Below are 17,115 nucleotides of genomic sequence, written 5' to 3'. Positions count from 1 at the left end.
TCATTGGTTTTCTCACAGGATGGTCTTGGATCTTACATTCTTTATCTCTAGCACATCTTTAGAAAAATGGTATAACACTCAACCGAGTAGGGACAGCAACCCTAGACTGAATTATTCCTCTAACTCTGGTTCCGCCTCCATTTGCTCATCTTCAATTGCAAATTCGCTGATATAGTCTCGCACAACTCGCTCAAAAAACAGAGGAGCTGGTAAGCTCGACCAATCGCTGTAGTGACCGAAACTATACCGTAGGGATTCTACCAGTGCAGCAAGGCGATCGCAATCATCTTTTTCCTGTCGCAAAGTCACAACAATTTCCAGAGGATTTGGAGTTGGTAATTGTCCCGTGAAAGGCGGACGGGTTTCAATTTTGTAAACTTCCAAGCCAGCTTTATTTAAAACTTTGTTGTTGAAACCGTCAGCAACTTTTGCAAGAAAGTAGCGCACAAGCAGTGATGCCATTTGATATAACCCGCTTTGCGCGAGGAAACTAAATGCAAAAATTACCACTTCTTCAGCAATATTCTTTACAGCAAGAGGGCTTTCTGTCGGGTGATAGCAACTTTGACCGCGTGATTCATGATGAAGTGTTTTGCGCCCAACAGACAGGTAAGCAACACAACCTGTTTCACTGATTTCGCTCTTTTGATTGCTTGTAACAAGCCGAAACAACTTCATTGCACTCGATGCAGAGGGAATTTCCCAGGTTGAAGTCAGTTCTTCTTTTGTCCGGGTATCTTCCAGAGAAGTGTCTGTTAAATGTCGGACTTTTTTATCGATAATTCCAGGGGCGATATCTTGACGAATCCGAATTATCCGCGCACCTTTCCACTCATCTTGCATCTGCTCGTACTGCTGACCGAGGTTAATTTGATTTGCATTCATTCTAACATCGGCGAGCCAAGGCCAAAGTTGCGCGCAGTTAGAAGAATCAATCATCACTAATGGTTGATTCCCTTCATCTACAGAATTGGAAATAATCTGCTTGGCAAATTTCATGAAACGAATCTGGCGCGCTTCTTGTTTATCAGCCAGTTTCACGGGAGAGATTTGGGAAATAAAGGCGATCGCATCAGAAAACTTGCTCCAAGGGCTGATTTGTAAATTATTACCCTTCTCATAGGCACAGCACAGTTCGCATTCACCTGTTTCCACCTTGAGGCGCATAGCAACTGGCAAAAATGTGTTGTCAATAAAACCGCGAGCGCGACCTTTCTGTTTGCGAACGATCGTAATTCCGATAATTTCTTTTGGTCTAGCTGCTACAGGAGTATCTTTGAGCCATTTGTCAACCTTTTCCTTGACATCATCAATGCGGCCAGAATGAGCATAAAGTAAGTCTTTTAGAGCAGCTTGTACTCGATGAAAAAAATCATCTAGTTTGAGAAGTTGTTTCTCCTTAGTTGTTTCAATCGGTAGCAGAAACTGCACACAAGAACCAGCGATTTTAGCCAGTGCTTGGCGGGAGGAGGGTTTATTCACCGAATCGTCATGTTTCTTGTCTGGATACCATTCCCGTGCCATTACGAGGCAAAAAGTTCGCTGTTTGCGTAAAGCTAGTTGTTTTACGATCGACTCCCATGCTTCTATACGGTGGCGCGATCGCTCTTTCGCTTTCAAATTTGCACCTGGCAATGACTCTCTCGACTCGTGAGTATTTGGTGGTAAACTATTAGCAATAACTTCGATCGCATCACCCCAGAGAACTCGAATCATTGCTTGCAGCAGTTTCACTTCGGTGTGTAATTGTTCTTGGTAAAAGACAACAAGCAACAGGTTTTCGTTAGGATATAGCCGACGCATAGCTTCCTGGTTTTCCTGAATCATCGCCTTGAGTTCTTTTAATTGACAAACCAATTGCAGGGCTTTTCTGCCTTTTGAAATATTATCTAAATTGATGTCAATGTGTTTAGTCAGCAAGTTGTTTAACTCATCGTCCTCAAAGCTTTCTAGGTATTTTTTTTTAGTCAAAGCAGAATTGTCGTCTTTTTCGAGAACTTCTAAAGCAGCACCTAACAGAGTAGGCAAGTTAATCATGCGTGAACCAGTATTGTCGAGTTTATGGCTTTCACCCCTCTTAAATTTTACTTCCAAGTAATTATCGAAAGGTTTGAAGCCAATAGGCTTGAAAATTTCGGCAATCTTTTCAAAAGCTTCTAATTTATCAATCTCCGGTACACCAGCCTCAATCCCATGTTTTCCTTCTTGCAGTCCGTTGCGGTAAGTTAACATTACTTGACAGCGTTCTGTTGAAGCTTGACCCAAAGCAATTTGGGAACCATCAATATTTTGACCGTTAGGGGTTTTCAGCGGGAGTTTTAGCTTGCCACGCAATGCTTCAAAATCTTTATCGATCGCCCAAAACCAATTTTTCTTTTTGTTCGGTTGATTTTTCTCCGGTTTTTCGGAATCGGAAAGCACCGTGTAGCGAAATGCGCGATCGCTGTAGTCAACAGAAAAGACAAAGCCGCTAATATTTGCTGAGTTATAACTTGCAGGTTTTAATTCACTTAACCAGCGGCGCTTGGAAACATCTATCTTCAATAAAGGTTGGTGCAAAGAAGGATAGGTTACGACTTCTAAACGTACCACCAGACTGAATTTTCCTGCGTTTTCGGATACAGTAATGGGATCGGTAATCAATTCTGCCGTTCCAGTTGTGAGACGCCCGCCGCTAGAGATAACCCGCTTCATTGTTCCTAGCCCCTGAAAAATCTCTTTTCCGGCGATCGCGCGAGTTGCATAATCGACTAATACGCGATAATCATAATTGTTGCTGTGTTTTGTAGTTCCTGTATTTGGATTCCATTTCCAAGGTAAAACTTGAGACTCAGACGGAGTAATTGTTAACAACTCCTTTCGATCGTGCAAATCTTCCAAACGGTCGATAACTTCCAATAGCCCCTCTTCTTTTTCAGAAAAAGGTTTTAGGAAATTTGTTATCCACTCGTTGATAATTGGGCGTAACGCTTTCTGGATATCTTGTGTACTTTCGGAATTTAAGTAAGCAAATGGTTCCGGCTCTTTTACACTTTTGGAATTCAACGAAAACAGACTCAAACCTACATTTGACAGAATCCGCGCTGCACTGTCAAGTCCTACTTCTAACAAACCTAGCAGCGAGGAATAAGGGAGATTTTTACTAGCTGAATCGCCCTTGCAAGCAGCTTTTTGGATGATCGAAAGCTCATGCAAAGCAGCTTTTGTCCAACCTAGCGTCAAGCCTTTGACTGTTACTGGCTCGATGTTATCTGGCACGGTAAAAGCTAGGGGAATCTCTTTCAGACTTTTGGGCTTGCCGAGAGGAATGTAAAGGGTGTCTGAAAACACAGTTGCTTCAGTTTCTTCGTCATCATCGGATTCGATTTCGTCAAAAATTTCGTCGTTCATGGTTGCATCTCCAATAATAGTAGTTTCCTTTGCTTCGCCGTCATCATCGAATTCAATTTTGTCAAAAATTTCGTCGTTCATGGTTACATCTCCAATAAAGGTGAAAAATCATCAAAATCGTCTTCTTCCTCTGTCAAACCTTCTGAATTCCGTAAACTTGGCGGGTAAACTACGCCATCAATGCGCCGCAAGGGATCGAGAAATGCACCGTAAAGTTCTTGATAAATTTCTCGAACCACTGGATCGGGATGCTTGACGCATTCTTCTAAAATAATTCGCATCTGAACTAGCATACTGTCCCGCCCGGAGTCAGGTTCATTTTTAGTAGATTTAATTGCCCAAGCTGCATCGACAAAGTAAACTTGTACCGGACACCCATTTCGCATCCCGCGCCCAATTGTTTGCAAAATCCCAACCATCTGATTGGCCGTAAACGGTTTAAATAAATCTTCACCCAAACGGCTAGCCATGAGAGGTTCGCGTAACAGCCGATTAGCCGTTTTCCAGAGTTGTTTTCTCGACTGTTTCCAAGCATTAGAAATTGCTGACAAGTCTTCTGCTTCAGTAAAAACTCGACTGTCAAATTCTTGGGTAGCTTTTCCGGCTAGACTGTACAAAAGTTGTGTATCGTCAGTCGTGGGGTGGGGACGGGTGAGGAAATAAATTGTACCAATGGCTGCATCGAGTTGCCTATCTCCTTTGGTGAAAACAATATTTACGCCTCTACCAATTGCCAACAGCGGAAAAATGATAATATCGCAAGTTTCATCATCTCCTAAAGCCTCGCACTGAGCCCTTGTGACGAAATCAGTTGGTTGCTCTCCGTTATCGAGAAAATTAACAACTGCTTTGGTTCTTTTGCCGATTTCTGGATGGTAATCGTTGATAAATTTCTTAACGTTCCGAGCTTGTTCGTAGCTGTTAACAATTAAGGCAGCTTTGCGGTAAATACCATGTTGCACGTCAAAGTTGAGGATGGATTTGTAAATTTCAGATTTCTTGGTTCCTCCTTGCACCAGCGCGTCTACCATTTTTTTTAAATTGCGATCGCGCAGTTCGACTGCACCGCTAAATCGGAGAGGTTCATCGCCCCATTCGCGATCGGGCAGCCATTTGAAGCGGTAAATGCTCTTTTTGGGATCGTGTTCTGTTTGGCGCGGCTTCAGCAGATAATCCGGCCCAGAGTTAATGTGATAAGCAGGACTTGCTTCGAGAAAAGAAGTAGCTGAAGTCATTAAAACTGCCGGCCCTGTCAGTTCGCCATCTGCCTCAAATAACTGATGAAAACGGTGCATTAACATCCGAGGCGCGCCCACAAAAATAATATAAGACAGTTCCACATTTCGGGCTTGACTTCGAGTAGTTTGTGCCGATTGGAAACTGTATTTTACCCCCGAAAAAGACCCTAAAATATTCTCAGGAATCAGTTGTCGCAGTTCCGGTGTTGCCGTTGATTCGACAATCGGTTCCCGAATCAGTCCTTCTGCTACCATTGTTCTAGTTTGCGGTACGATCCGCTGATAGCCTAAAATCACGAAAGTAACGCAAACAAGTAAGGTAATTGTATCCTGAGCTTCGGCTGATGCAGTGCTATCCTTAAAACACAAAGGCAAAAACAATTTGGCAATTTCTTTGACAATATTGTCGCGCCGTTCGATCGAATTCTCTGCTAAATAACGGCGAAAATAAAGAATCTGAGTTTCCCACTGCTGTTTGAGGGTGTCGGGGTTGATTCCCAGGCTTTGAGCGCACAGATCCAGGTTGAGCCGATCGTGCGGTTCAATGCCAGTGCGATCGTAAAAAGCATGGTAAGCTGCTGTTTCCCAGAATTGAGTTAAGGCTCGACTTTTGCTAAATCCCTGTTTGACTCCCTCTTCGTCTAGGCGATCGCGTTTAGAAGTTTTCTCATAGCCATCCAACAAATCGCTGACTATTCTCAGAACGGTTAATAACTGATTCTCATAGCGTTGGCTCACTCGCGATGAGGGCATATTTTGAACGGCAGTAATTAATGATGTATTGCGATCGCCAAATTCCGATAAATTGCGGCTGTAAAGTTCTACATTGCGGTCGAACAATCGATAGTTTTCTCCGCGAGCAAAAGGATTGTGAATTTGCTCTTGAATGGCTAAATGGATAGATTCTTTCGCCCCCGAAAGTTTTAAAGTTGCTGCACCGTAAGCATCCAGATTTGATTGCACCATATCTGCTTCGTCAAAAACTACGACATCAAATGTCCGGGCAATTAATTCAAAATAACGAATGCGATCGCGAATAGCATGAGGTGGAACTTCAGTATCCATTGAAAGAACGTGGCCGACCCAAATATCGGCATCTAGCAAATCGCGGGGTGCTTTGTGGCGGCCGCACACCGTCCAAACCGGACAAAGATACTTTTTCATCTGCCCTTTTTTGCCACCGCTTTGTAAAATTTCCTTGCAGGGTGCATAACCAAATCCCCACATCGAAGTATCAGCAGTTGAAAAAGCAGGCAAGACGCAATTTAAGCCAAAAACTTCTGCCTGTTCCAAACTATAGGCAAAGCCGCCATTTCCCCCTGATGCTGCGATCGCCTCGGCAATATTGTCAGCGTGTCGGCGGCGAGTTCCATCGCTTTGACCGACTAGCATTCCCACTTTAATTTCATGAAATGCCAGTTCTGCCATGTACTGTCTGGCAACTTCAATAGAGGGAAACACAAACATCGCTTTATAACCGCGTTTTCCCAACCACACAGCTATTAATACGAGCAAAGTTGTTTTGCCCGATCCAGGCAGTCCAATTAAGTGCTTGATGCCTTCTAATTCGATGACTGTTTCTTCCCGCAAACCCTTACCAATTTCTGGCACCTTAAGTGCAAAATGTTCAAACCGTTGTACCCAGCTACCCCGTCTTTTTTCAGGGTGATTTGCTTCGCGTTCATCCATCTCAACTGCTAACTCGTACAGTTCCGAAAGGGGAATGCGGATTTTTGCTTTCGGCAAGCGATCGAGGGAATGAGTGCGGCGCGGTGCAAGCGGGGCTGCGATCGGCCCAATTGGCACTCTCGCGGCTGTTGTTTCTTCACCTAAAGCAACGGCCATTGGCTGGCGGGGATCGGCAAAGGTGGCGCTGTAAAATTGGTGTGCCAAAGGCTGGCCCAGAATTTGACGCGATGCGGCAATTAAAGGGTCTTCTAGGGGGTCTGTGCGTTCAAAGTGAAGTGTTTCTAAGTTAATTTTATAGGTTCCTTGAGTTTTGTTGCGGTAGTGGCGATCGTTATAAATAGCAACGGCGTGTTTCACTGACTGTTCTGTCACGTAAGCCAGCGACATCAGGCGCATATTGAAAATGGCTTGGCGGGCTTTTGTCAACGCGGGTGCATTGATGATACTCGCCATTCCCGATATCGTTAAAGGGGCATATTCTAGGGAATTAGTCTCAATAAATTCTGCCATCAAGACACACAGCCAGGAAATGCGATCTATTCCCGTCCAGAAATCCGGTTTAATTCTCATATTTGATTGCCTTTAACAACTCAATGACTTGTGAAACAGACAGAATTTCGAGAGTAGCAGGATCGCCTTTTTTCTCGAGCGCTGACTCGAAAGTAGAGAGGTAATCTGGCCGCTCCTCAATTAATTGGTCGCTGACGGCAATGATGCGGCGGCGGTAGTGCTTCAGCCCTCCGATGCCAGTGCGGTTGAGGCGCAAAGCAAGGGAGACAGGACTGGTGTATGACTTAGCATCAATGCCGATATTGCGACCGTTAATTGCTACATCGCATAGGTCGGATTCTGGGTAAAGTTCGGCATCTAGTCCGTTTTTTATGGCTGCCTTAAAAATTGCTAATTCGTCGATCGCCGGCCCAGTCCAATAGGTTAAAATTTGCGGTTTGGCAATCAGCAATCGGTCTTGGTTTGGGTCTAATTTCTCCGAAACTTTTGCTGTTGAGGAGTTGTGACCGAGGCATTGGCGAATCGGACATCGCCCATCGGGAAAAAGTTCTTTATTGGGATAGGGGCGCATCAGCGTACCGCAATACGCGCAGCGATGAGCGTGTCCGTCAATTAACCAGACATCCGACACGCTATCAAAAAAGGTGTCAACAATCATTCCCTGTAAAGGGGTTAAATCGTTGTCACGTAAATACTCTAAGAGTTGGTGTTCTCCGATGAGCGATCGGCTGCCAAATAGCGATCGCAAAGCCGTATAAGCTTTGTGCTGGCGGCGAATCCCCAATCGTTCAGTTGCCTCGCGCAACCGTTGGTACAGGCGGTGTTCGATGATATTATCTTCGCCAAAAGTACCTTTACTGTTGGCAATTACTGCACAATCTGGGGTTGGCACTCGCAAGTCTGGATCGATGAGAATTACTTGACCCGAGTCAAAATCGGCGTGACAAAAAATATCTAAGTCCCACTTATTGAGGGGATATCTAGCACGTTCCAAAACCGTATGCACGCAAGCCGCGCGATCGCTTTGTCCGGATTCGATATACAGCCTGCCCAACTTGCACATAGCCCGATAAAGTTCCGATGGCATAGTATCGTCTTGGCGAACGATGTCTCGATTGAGAATTCTTGTGTACTGTCGCAGAATTCCCTGGGCCAGCAATATAACAGTATCTTCAGCCAGATCGATCGTGCTGGCGTGTCCTGTTGGTAATGGCAATGTCGCTGTTTGCATTTGCGGCAACCAGGTTGGGTCTTGACCATCAGCCTCGGCAAGAATTTGTTGCTCCAAAGTTGCGTCGGGGAATGAGGGTAAAACTTGAGCGATCGCGGCCAGTGTCCAGCCTTTCTTGAGCAAAAGTGCAGTTGCCAGTCCTTCTAAAATCTGCCGAAACCGAAATTCTTGACCTTTCGGCTGTGACAGGAGTTGCTTGGATCTCCACGATCGCACAGTTCTTAAGGCTGGTGGTTCCACAGATAGGCCAAGCTGCTCAATCCGTTGTTTTAGTTCTTTTGTCAGAAACTCAGCAGTTCCCTCCCACTGGCGATCGTCTTCAAAGTACATAGATGTATAAAACCAACTACTTTACATCGTAAACTGATTACAGTATACGATGTAAATAAACGATGTCAATAGAGGCTACTCAAAATACTCGTGGCTCAAAGTAGTCATTTACCTGTGAATATCTTGCTGGATCAAGCTTTCAGTCTAATTAGAGTCAGGTAAAAACTTAGCTGAGTCCACTCTTGGATCGCAAAATCTTGCTCCCACTGCCAGTCAGTCGGTTAACCTATGGCAAATTTTCTACCTCTGGCCCAACTGCCCACCGTTTTTGGTGAAATCAACTATAATTCAAAATACACTTTAGCTGTCTTCGCCACCTTCCCCGGAATATTCTAACTGTGTTTACCACCGCACCTGCTCCGAACTTTACTCAAACCCGACTGCCCCACGACTTGTTTGCAGCCATTAACGCCCTCAAACAAGAGTTAAACGCCGTCATTCTCGCCCACTATTACCAAGACTCCGAGATTCAAGACATCGCAGACTTCATTGGCGACTCCCTAGAACTTGCCCGCAAAGCCGCCAACACCAGCGCCGATGTCATAGTTTTTGCCGGAGTTCATTTCATGGCCGAAACCGCAAAAATTCTCAATCCCGACAAATTAGTATTGTTGCCAGACTTAAATGCTGGGTGTTCCCTCGCCGACAGTTGCCCTCCCGAAGCGTTTGCAGCTTTCAAAGCCGATCGACCGGGACATTTGGTAATTTCCTACATTAATTGTACCGCCGCAATTAAGGCAATGAGCGATATAATTTGCACCAGTTCTAACGCGGTTAAAATTGTCAACCAAATTCCCGAAGATCGGCCGATTATTTTTGGGCCCGATCGCAATCTCGGTCGCTACGTCATGGAACAAACAGGCAGAAACATGGAAATCTGGCAAGGAGCTTGCATCGTCCACGAAAACTTCTCAGAAAAAAAGATAGTTCAACTCAAAATCGAAAATCCCGAAGCCGAAATAATTGCCCACCCAGAATGCGAACCTCCCGTGCTGCGCCACGCCAATTACATCGGCTCCACCACCGCTTTGCTCAAATATTCTCAAGCTAGTTCCAGCCAAGCTTTTATTGTCGCGACTGAACCGGGAATCATTCACCAAATGGAAAAGCAAGCTCCGCACAAACGATTCATTCCCGCTCCTTCAACCAATAATAATTGCGCTTGCAACGAATGCCCGCACATGAGATTAAATACCTTGGAAAAATTGTATCTAGCTATGAAAAATCAAACCCCTGAAATTACGATGCCCCTAAATATTCAACTAGCAGCCTTGCAGCCCATCCAGCGAATGCTAGAAATGAGCTAACCGCTGGTTATTTTTAAGTTAATTTATTGTGTGGTGGGTTGGGCGATGCGATTAAATTAAGTCATTGCCTAACCCACCAACATCGATCGGCAATTTGTGAATCAGTAGTCCACTCTTTCTCTTCTATTCCTCTGCCGTTCCTGCCTTGAAAACTCACGAACAATAAATGATGTCCGAAAAACTGATTGTTTTCACCCGCTATCCCGAACCCGGAACAACCAAAACTCGACTAATTCCGGTGCTGGGAAAAACAGGCGCTGCCAACCTTCACGGCTTGATGGCCCGACGGACGATCGCCTGCGCTCTCTCTCTCCAAAAATCCCGCCGGTTATCGGTAGAAATTCACCGATCGGGCGGCAGCCAACAACTGATGCAAGAGTGGTTGGGAAATGATATTTTTTTTGAAAATCAAATAGACGGTGATTTGGGCGCAAAAATGACAGCAGCGTTTCAAAATTCTTTTAATTCAGGGGTTGAGAAAACTGCAATTATCGGCACAGATTGTCCTGGTTTGAAAGCAGAAATCATGGCACAAGCTTTTGAGGAATTGAGCCAGCACGATTTAGTTTTGGGCCCGGCCAAAGACGGAGGTTATTATCTGATCGGGCTGCGGCGATCGATACCGGAATTGTTCGGTGGCATTCAGTGGGGAACCAGTGAAGTATTTGCTTGTACGCGGGCGATCGCCCAAAATCTCGACCTCAATATTGCTTATCTTCCCACTCTTGCAGATATCGATCGACCTGAAGACCTCCTCGGTTTAGATATTAATATGTTGAAATAACTAAACTATATTTAATCTATTTCAAGTATTAGTAATTGTCATATTTAATTCTATCAAACTACTTGATTTTGAAACCAGAAGGTCATAATATAGTAAGTGTATTTGTCTAACCAAATGCTGAATCTCAGTAGCAGTTAGACAGCGCTTGGGACAATAGTCCCAGGCGCGAGAAAAAACCAAAAATAGCAAATAAATTAGCAACTAACAGCTCAGCTTTGTAGGAAACCGCCCCTGCCAGATGAAAGCCCAATGTAGGCGTCCTCCCGGCGTAAAAAACGAGCAACTAACAGATAAGCTTTGTACAAAACTCGCCCTCCCACTTTAAGGCCAAATGTAGGGGCGAGTCCGGGGTCAGAAATGGGCAAAATCAGCTTTGTACAAAACCCGCCCTCTCTCTCACGGGCTGCTTAAGTCTGTATGTCGCCAGAAAATCCGAATCTCAAAATTTCCATTATCATTCCCGTCTTAAACGAAGCACCTACAATTGCCCCAGTCATCTCCACCGCCCTTGAGGCAAAAAATGTCGAAATAATTGTCGCCGACGGCGGCAGCAGTGACGGTACTGCAGATATAGCCAAATCTTTGGGGGTGCGAGTTATCTCCACCGCCCCAGGCCGCGCCATCCAAATGAATGCAGGTGCCGCCGCAGCGACTGGAGAGATATTGCTGTTTCTCCACGCAGACACTCTTTTGCCTCGCGGGTACGACGATAGCGCGCGTCGGGTACTAGCTAACCCGCCTGCTGTAGCGGGAGCCTTTCAACTCAAGATTGACGCCCCCAGTCTCGGTCTCCGGCTGGTAGAGACAGGGGTAAAGTGGCGATCGAACTTTCTGCAAATGCCCTACGGCGATCAAGCCATTTTCCTCAACGCAGCTACTTTTGACAAAATCGGCGGTTTTCCCGACTTGCCCCTGATGGAAGACTTTGAATTCGTGCGGCGGTTGAAACAACAAGGCCGCATCGAAATAGTACCCCGCCCTGTGCTGACATCCGCCCGCCGCTGGCAGCAGCTTGGGGTCATCAAAACCACCGCCATCAATCAAATAGTAATCATCGGTTATTTCCTCGGAGTGTCGCCCGATCGACTCGCTTTCTGGTATAAGAGGCAAAAGAAAAATTCTTCCCAAAACTAAAGAATAGTGAACTTTTCTAAAGCTCGCCGTTAATTATGTAAATAGGAAACACGTCCCTGCGTAAAATATGACTTGAACGCCTCAAATTTTACGCACAGCGAGGACAAACAGAATATGGCCGATCCCAGAGATGCAGAGCTTATTAAACCCTTTAACGGCGACCCCTTCACGGGTCATCTAGCAACTCCTATCAGTGCTTCTGATTTCACAAAAGCATTCATTGGGAACTTGCCCGCCTACCGCAAAGGACTCTCGCCCCTAGTTCGAGGTCTGGAAATCGGTTTGGCCCACGGTTATTTCCTCGTCGGCCCCGAAATCGTCTTCGGACCCCTGCGGGATTATCCAGAAGCAGCTAATCTCGGCGGATTAATTACAGCCCTCGTTTTAGTTCTGCTAGGTACAGCAGGTATGTCTGCCTACGGTTTGGTGTCTTTCAAGCAAGACAACACCAGCTACCCTAGTGCTAATCCCATGACTCCCGATTCCCTCAGAAATGCTGAAGGGTGGAGCCAGCTTACCGCTGGTTTCTTCATTGGCGGGATGAGCGGCGTCTTTGCTGCCTATTTCTTACTCGAAAACTTTAACGGCGTTGACGCCATTTTCCGGGGTTTAGTCAATAATTAGACTCCACTCTCACATATCCCTGTTGGAATGCACTAACTTTAGTTTGGAGAATTTGATATGACAGGTTCCTACGCTGCTTCTTTCTTGCCTTGGATTTTGATTCCGGTTATTACATGGTTAATGCCGGTTGTGGTAATGGGTTTGTTGTTTATCTACATTGAAAGCGACGCCTGATCCTTACCCCTAAAGTAGGACTTAAGGTGGAAAGCCGAAGTAAGACGATTGACGAACAATTGCTCTGACATTTCTAGATAAATCTAGGGAAAATCAGCAAAAATTGTTTTGAGATTGCTGGCTATCAGAAAACTTAGTTTCTTTACCCCCATCCCCAGAATTTATCTGTGGAGCAATCTTTCAGTTTTCTTCCTTCAAAACTCGTAATTGCAAAAAAATCCTCTGCCTGCAGGCAGAGGATTTTTTTGCAAAGAAGACAAATCATCCGCTTAGAGCACACAAATTGCCAAATTCTAAGCCACAATTGTTATGGAAACCTACTAATGAGGAGACAGCGATGCAATTTTTCCCCGCACGCCGCATCTTAGCTCCATTTCTGATCTCGTTACTGCTGTTAGTGACCGCCTGCGGTCAAACCCAAGCTCCCTCCCGCTGGGACAAAGCACAGCAGGAAAGCACTCAAAAACCTGGTAAAGCACAGCAGACAACTGCTGATAAATCAAATGCTAGCAATCAAAATCTGCCCCAGAAGGCAGTTGCAGGCGGTAAGTTAAATAAATACTTCCCCTCTTCTGGCGGTGGATTCGATCGCGTCTTCGCTCAAGAAAAATCCGGTTTTGCTGAAGCTAAGCTCAACAAAGGCGGTAAAAATGTCGCGATGCTCTCGATTAACGACATCGCCGGCAACCCCTCGGCAGGCGCAAAATTTAAGCAAAGTACCAAGCAAATCGGCGGCTATCCGGCTGTCACCCAAGGTGCTAATATCACTGCTGTTTTAGTGGCAGATCGCTATCAGGTGAAAGTTCAATCCCGCGATCCCTCTTTTACCGCGAGCGATCGCGAAGATTGGCTGTCAAAATTTAACCTCGGCGGGCTCGCCAGCCTCAAGTAGCAATGTCTCTTGTCAAACTCCGCGCCCGACTCCTGTCTGGCGCTATCAGAACTAAGTCTGCTAAAAAGAGACTTTGAAGTTTTTGCCATCTGCCAAAAGTAATACTTTTGATTCGCGTTCTAGCATAAGGAGTTTTTTGTGAGCAAAACAGTCTTTGAATTAGTCGATCAACTGCCTAAAGACAACATGACTGTCAAAGCCCTGCGAGCGCTTGACTTTGTGGTTCCCGGCGAGTGGAACAATTTAGTGGGCTTTGAAAATACCATTCGCACCGTTACTGGCGAAACAGACGAAGAACTGATCCAGCAAATTGGCGATCGCGCCATCTACCTCTTCAACGATAAGTCTCAGGGCTACCAGCGCGCTCTGTGGCTTTACCAAACTATTGACAGTGCCGACAAGGCTTTGGGCAGTGCCGCCCTCGCTAATAAGGTTGCGGAAAATGTCTCGTTTTTGTCGTTCCTCGGCAACATCACTCCGAAGGCTGAAAAAGCTCAAACGATCGACCTTTCTTTGAAGTTAGTCACTGAGTTGCTCGCTTTTTGCCAAATCAACGGCATTCCCGGCGACAGCATCGGCGATTTTGCCGCATCTTTGGGTGACTACGGCGGCGAATCCCTGATGCGGATGGCTGCTTTGGTTTGTTTTGACGGTTTGATTCCTTTGGGGCCAGACTTTATCCTCGCAACTCAGTCTTGGATTCAAAAGCTCTCCCCGAACGATTTGCAATCCAATCCGTCATTTAATGCGATCGGCAGCATGATTCCTGGGGGCTCTCCCGCAGGCCAACTCGGCTTTATCGGCGAAAGCTTTAACTCGGTTTCTGGCTGGATGAGCTCTTTTGTCAGCGATCGAGGTTTGACTCCCCAAAACGTACTCGGCCACTTGCAAAGTTTTGTGGAAATTTCTGCTGACAAGGTGGACTACGTGGGCGCATTCCTCGACATGACTACCAACTACTACGAACACACCGGTGTTCAAACTCTCGCCCGCCGTTTGATTGAACGAGCTGTCGCTGAGATTTAGAATAACCAAAGGAGTTGTGATGTTTGCGGGCGATCGCCCTGAGTGTGTTGAGTTCAAATTTTTTTGAATCGCAATTTTCTCAGGTTGGTTTTCGATAAAAAGTTTCGGCGATCGACTTTCTCGATCGCCCGCACCTGCACTCACAACTCCCTACCCATCACTTTTAAAAGGAAGCGTTAATGCCAGAAGAACCGCAAAATCCTACTGCTGGAGAATCGGAAACTCCCAGTGCGATCGAGAACGCCCCGAGTTCCGATGCACCCGAGACAACCGACTTGCCCAGCACTGACAAGCCTCAGCGGGCTGCTAAAAAACCCAAAGAACCGAAAAATCCTACTGCTGGAGAATCGGAAACTCCCAGTGCTTCGATCGAGAACGCCCCTAGTTCCGACACAGCCGAGACAACCGACTTGCCCAGCGCTGACAAGCCTCAGGCCGCTGCTAAAAAGCCCGCAGCCAAGGCCGACGGCGACAAGCCCCCAGCTAAAGCTAAAAAGGAAAAAGCACCTGCTGTTGAAGACAAACCCTTTGCGGAATTTATTCAACAAGATTATTTGCCCGCTTTGCAAACTGCTTTGACTAAGCAGGGCGTTAAGGATTTAGAGGTGAGTTTGGCAAAGCAAAAACTCCCCGTTGCCGGCATGAGTTCCGCCGGGGATTGCTGGCAGGTTATTGGGAAATTCCAAGCAGGTCAGCGCCAATTTAACCTGTATTTTCCTCAAGAAAATATTCAAAGTCAAAGGGCGTTTTCCTGCGCTGAAAATAATACCAAAACTAGCACTTTAGAGCCTTTTTTGATAGATGAACGCAAGGTAACACTAGACCTCATGGTGTTTGGCGTAGTCCAGCGGCTTAACGCTCAAAAATGGCTGAATCTTAATTAACCTGAGTTCGGGATAAGAAAAGGAGGAGCCGTGTAAGCTGAAATACAGCGTATTCCAGGTTTGTGAATTGTAGGGACACGGCGCCGTGCCGTGTCCCTACGGGGAAGATCGCGATCGGCAGGTGTACTTCATAAATATGGAATCTGCTGTATGTTAAAGATGATTCAATCGGCGCCTCCCATGTCTAGTCTAGAAGAAGTTTTTTGCCACATTGATGATTTCTGTTGCCACTTTGTGCGTTTACCTCAAGCACTGCTTCAGGACTTGCACGAGTATCAGCTTCGCAAGTAACTGAACTGAATGAAAAAAGATTAACGAAGATTCTCAAACAATTAAAGGGAAAGACAATTACCATAGTAATTGATGAAACAGGAGATCGAAAAAAAGTAAAAAAGACTGACTATGTAGCTAGACAATATTGGGGAAGTGTAGGTAAAGTATAGCCTTTCTCAGTAACATGAGGTACTATAGGGCATAGGGCATACCTCACTTTCTTGAGAACCGCTATAGATAATGGAATAAGTAGGTAGGCGCAAAGAAACCTCGCTATGTAACCGAATGTAAAGCTGCCAGAACCTTAAGCCAATAGCTTCGTTTCATGCAGCTAAGCTGCGGAGCATCTAAATTGAATACAGAGACGGGCTCTCCTGCCCGTCCCACAATAATTGTAGAAAAATTGACTGTCAAATTAGATGCACAACAGCTTATGACATACTTATGTATTTTCCCACTCATCTACTTAGTTTCAGTGAATGCGTACCGAATATATGAAAACATAACTTTTCCATGTCCCAAGCTGCTTAACCCGAACTCAGGTTATATAAAAGTAAATGGAAAGCAATAGCCATAGAACTCATAAAATCAGGTCATCTTCTCAATCCGTGGCTCCATCAATCCTGTGGCATGAAACTGAAGATAAAAATACAATTTTTTGGCAAGAATGGCAAGCCCATCAAGATTATCTTTCCCATTGCTGTCTCAAGTGGATGAACTCAAACCCAATCGATGCCGAAGAAGTATTGAGTCAGGCAATGCTTAAAGCCTGGACAGAATGGCAAAACTATGGAATTCAAATTAAATGTCCTAAAGCTTGGTTAACTCAAGTTCTCTATAACTTCTGCATAGATTTGCATCGAAAACAAAAACGAGAAAGATTAATAATTGAAAACATAGACGAGATTAAACTTGAAGATTATCCAGCACTTTATTCTAACTTAGGATTTACTGAACCTAATATTATAAACCTAGAATTGGAGGCATATATCCACCATAAAATTGACTCCTTGCCTCCCAGACTCCGCGAGACTTTTGTCTTATACCACTACCAAAATAAATCTTATCAAGATATTGCCAAGCTATTTCTCTTCTCTGAAGAAAACGTCCGCAAATGCGTGAGCAAAGCCTGCCGAATTCTGCGAAGGCATTTAACCAAATATCTTGCCGGTGAAGATGATACTCCTCTAAATTCTTCCTCGCCCGCCTTAAAGTTGGTAATTCCTTTGCCAGAAAACTCTCAACCCCAATCCAATTGGGAATCACTAATTCCCCCAAAAAGCCAGGATGAAGAAATTAACTATCAAGTCACCGTACTATGTCTGGAAACTTTACCCCATCATTCCTACATCTCTACTACTCTTCTAGTCTGGAGATGAAAGTGCGTTGAGTCAGCCGTTGTTTATCCCGCCTGTGGGAAAGTTGAGAGGATATTGCAGCGGCTCAACGGTAAGAGGAGCAAGGGTTATAGGGGTTGAGGGGAGATTTTTGGGGAGAAAATTTGCTCGTAACTCGAAAAATTCCCAAATTGGGGTGGGAAAACGTCTAACTAGGGCTTGCTGAATAAGAGCGAAAAGGAGACACCAGAGGGATTGCGTCGCAGAAAAACCTGTGGAAGTGTAAGGTGGT

The 17,115-nt window shown here is 45.4% G+C and carries 13 protein-coding genes and 1 pseudogene; 10 read left to right on the top strand and 4 right to left on the bottom strand.

The features are described from left to right. Positions 1-111: 111 nt before the first annotated feature. Genes QUA80_RS30905 through QUA80_RS30895 form a run of 3 tightly spaced genes read right to left on the bottom strand, consistent with a single transcriptional unit; the run spans position 112 to position 8,388 of the window. Entirely contained in the window at positions 112-3,471 is a 3,360-nt protein-coding gene (locus QUA80_RS30905; RefSeq protein ID WP_333428760.1) for an RNaseH domain-containing protein, read from the bottom strand. Between the two features lie 2 nt (positions 3,472-3,473). Beyond that, positions 3,474-6,887, bottom strand: coding sequence for a pPIWI_RE_Z domain-containing protein (locus QUA80_RS30900; protein ID WP_333428759.1), 3,414 nt, complete (start codon positions 6,885-6,887; stop codon positions 3,474-3,476). Next, positions 6,877-8,388, bottom strand: coding sequence for a restriction endonuclease-related protein (locus QUA80_RS30895; RefSeq protein WP_333428758.1), 1,512 nt, complete (start codon positions 8,386-8,388; stop codon positions 6,877-6,879). The genes QUA80_RS30900 and QUA80_RS30895 overlap by 11 nt, the downstream gene beginning before the upstream one ends. A 338-nt stretch (positions 8,389-8,726) precedes the next feature. On the opposite strand from QUA80_RS30895, the gene nadA reads away from it, so the two are divergent. The 10 genes and pseudogenes from nadA to QUA80_RS30845 all read left to right on the top strand — a co-directional run bounded on the left by nadA (position 8,727) and on the right by QUA80_RS30845 (position 16,865). Then, positions 8,727-9,695: a quinolinate synthase NadA gene (gene nadA / locus QUA80_RS30890; RefSeq protein ID WP_333428757.1), complete on the top strand. Its 969-nt coding sequence runs from the start codon at positions 8,727-8,729 to the stop codon at positions 9,693-9,695. 166 nt (positions 9,696-9,861) lie between these two features. Continuing rightward, positions 9,862-10,479 (top strand): TIGR04282 family arsenosugar biosynthesis glycosyltransferase, encoded by a 618-nt coding sequence (locus QUA80_RS30885; RefSeq protein WP_333428756.1) that lies wholly within the window; start codon positions 9,862-9,864, stop codon positions 10,477-10,479. A gap of 417 nt (positions 10,480-10,896) precedes the next feature. Beyond that, entirely contained in the window at positions 10,897-11,613 is a 717-nt protein-coding gene (locus QUA80_RS30880; protein WP_333428755.1) for a TIGR04283 family arsenosugar biosynthesis glycosyltransferase, read from the top strand. A 114-nt stretch (positions 11,614-11,727) separates the two neighbouring features. Then, complete coding sequence (locus QUA80_RS30875; protein ID WP_333234676.1) at positions 11,728-12,237, top strand: photosystem I reaction center protein subunit XI; 510 nt, start codon at positions 11,728-11,730, stop codon at positions 12,235-12,237. 57 nt (positions 12,238-12,294) lie between these two features. Beyond that, positions 12,295-12,411: a photosystem I reaction center subunit VIII gene (locus tag QUA80_RS30870; RefSeq protein ID WP_015174678.1), complete on the top strand. Its 117-nt coding sequence runs from the start codon at positions 12,295-12,297 to the stop codon at positions 12,409-12,411. A gap of 337 nt (positions 12,412-12,748) precedes the next feature. Then, positions 12,749-13,303, top strand: a complete 555-nt coding sequence (locus tag QUA80_RS30865; protein WP_333428754.1) for a hypothetical protein — start codon at positions 12,749-12,751, stop codon at positions 13,301-13,303. A gap of 138 nt (positions 13,304-13,441) precedes the next feature. Then, positions 13,442-14,329 (top strand): hypothetical protein, encoded by an 888-nt coding sequence (locus tag QUA80_RS30860; RefSeq protein ID WP_333428753.1) that lies wholly within the window; start codon positions 13,442-13,444, stop codon positions 14,327-14,329. A 179-nt stretch (positions 14,330-14,508) separates the two neighbouring features. Then, positions 14,509-15,213 (top strand): DUF2996 domain-containing protein, encoded by a 705-nt coding sequence (locus tag QUA80_RS30855; RefSeq protein ID WP_333428752.1) that lies wholly within the window; start codon positions 14,509-14,511, stop codon positions 15,211-15,213. Positions 15,214-15,500: 287 nt separating this feature from the next. Next, positions 15,501-15,653, top strand: a pseudogene (locus QUA80_RS30850) (IS701 family transposase); the annotation flags it as partial. A 441-nt stretch (positions 15,654-16,094) separates the two neighbouring features. Then, entirely contained in the window at positions 16,095-16,865 is a 771-nt protein-coding gene (locus QUA80_RS30845) for a sigma-70 family RNA polymerase sigma factor (protein ID WP_333428751.1), read from the top strand. 12 nt (positions 16,866-16,877) lie between these two features. On the opposite strand, the gene QUA80_RS30840 is transcribed toward QUA80_RS30845, so the two are convergent. Continuing rightward, a partial coding sequence (locus QUA80_RS30840) for a hypothetical protein (RefSeq protein ID WP_333428750.1) occupies positions 16,878-17,115 on the bottom strand: 238 nt, incomplete at its 5' end.

Origin of the sequence: Microcoleus sp. F4-D5 (assembly GCF_036704885.1) — a bacterium.
In the GTDB taxonomy this organism is placed as follows: domain Bacteria; phylum Cyanobacteriota; class Cyanobacteriia; order Cyanobacteriales; family Microcoleaceae; genus Microcoleus.
This window is presented reverse-complemented; position numbering and strand designations above follow the sequence as displayed.

Bases quoted from the DNA above. Each gene is read 5' to 3' on its own strand.
- QUA80_RS30905 (WP_333428760.1), bottom strand. From the start codon at position 3,471: ATGAACGACGAAATTTTTGACAAAATTGAATTCGATGATGACGGCGAA.
- QUA80_RS30900 (WP_333428759.1), bottom strand. From the start codon at position 6,887: ATGAGAATTAAACCGGATTTCTGGACGGGAATAGATCGCATTTCCTGG.
- QUA80_RS30895 (WP_333428758.1), bottom strand. From the start codon at position 8,388: ATGTACTTTGAAGACGATCGCCAGTGGGAGGGAACTGCTGAGTTTCTG.
- QUA80_RS30885 (WP_333428756.1), top strand. From the start codon at position 9,862: ATGATGTCCGAAAAACTGATTGTTTTCACCCGCTATCCCGAACCCGGA.
- QUA80_RS30880 (WP_333428755.1), top strand. From the start codon at position 10,897: ATGTCGCCAGAAAATCCGAATCTCAAAATTTCCATTATCATTCCCGTC.
- QUA80_RS30875 (WP_333234676.1), top strand. From the start codon at position 11,728: ATGGCCGATCCCAGAGATGCAGAGCTTATTAAACCCTTTAACGGCGAC.
- QUA80_RS30870 (WP_015174678.1), top strand. From the start codon at position 12,295: ATGACAGGTTCCTACGCTGCTTCTTTCTTGCCTTGGATTTTGATTCCG.
- QUA80_RS30865 (WP_333428754.1), top strand. From the start codon at position 12,749: ATGCAATTTTTCCCCGCACGCCGCATCTTAGCTCCATTTCTGATCTCG.
- QUA80_RS30855 (WP_333428752.1), top strand. From the start codon at position 14,509: ATGCCAGAAGAACCGCAAAATCCTACTGCTGGAGAATCGGAAACTCCC.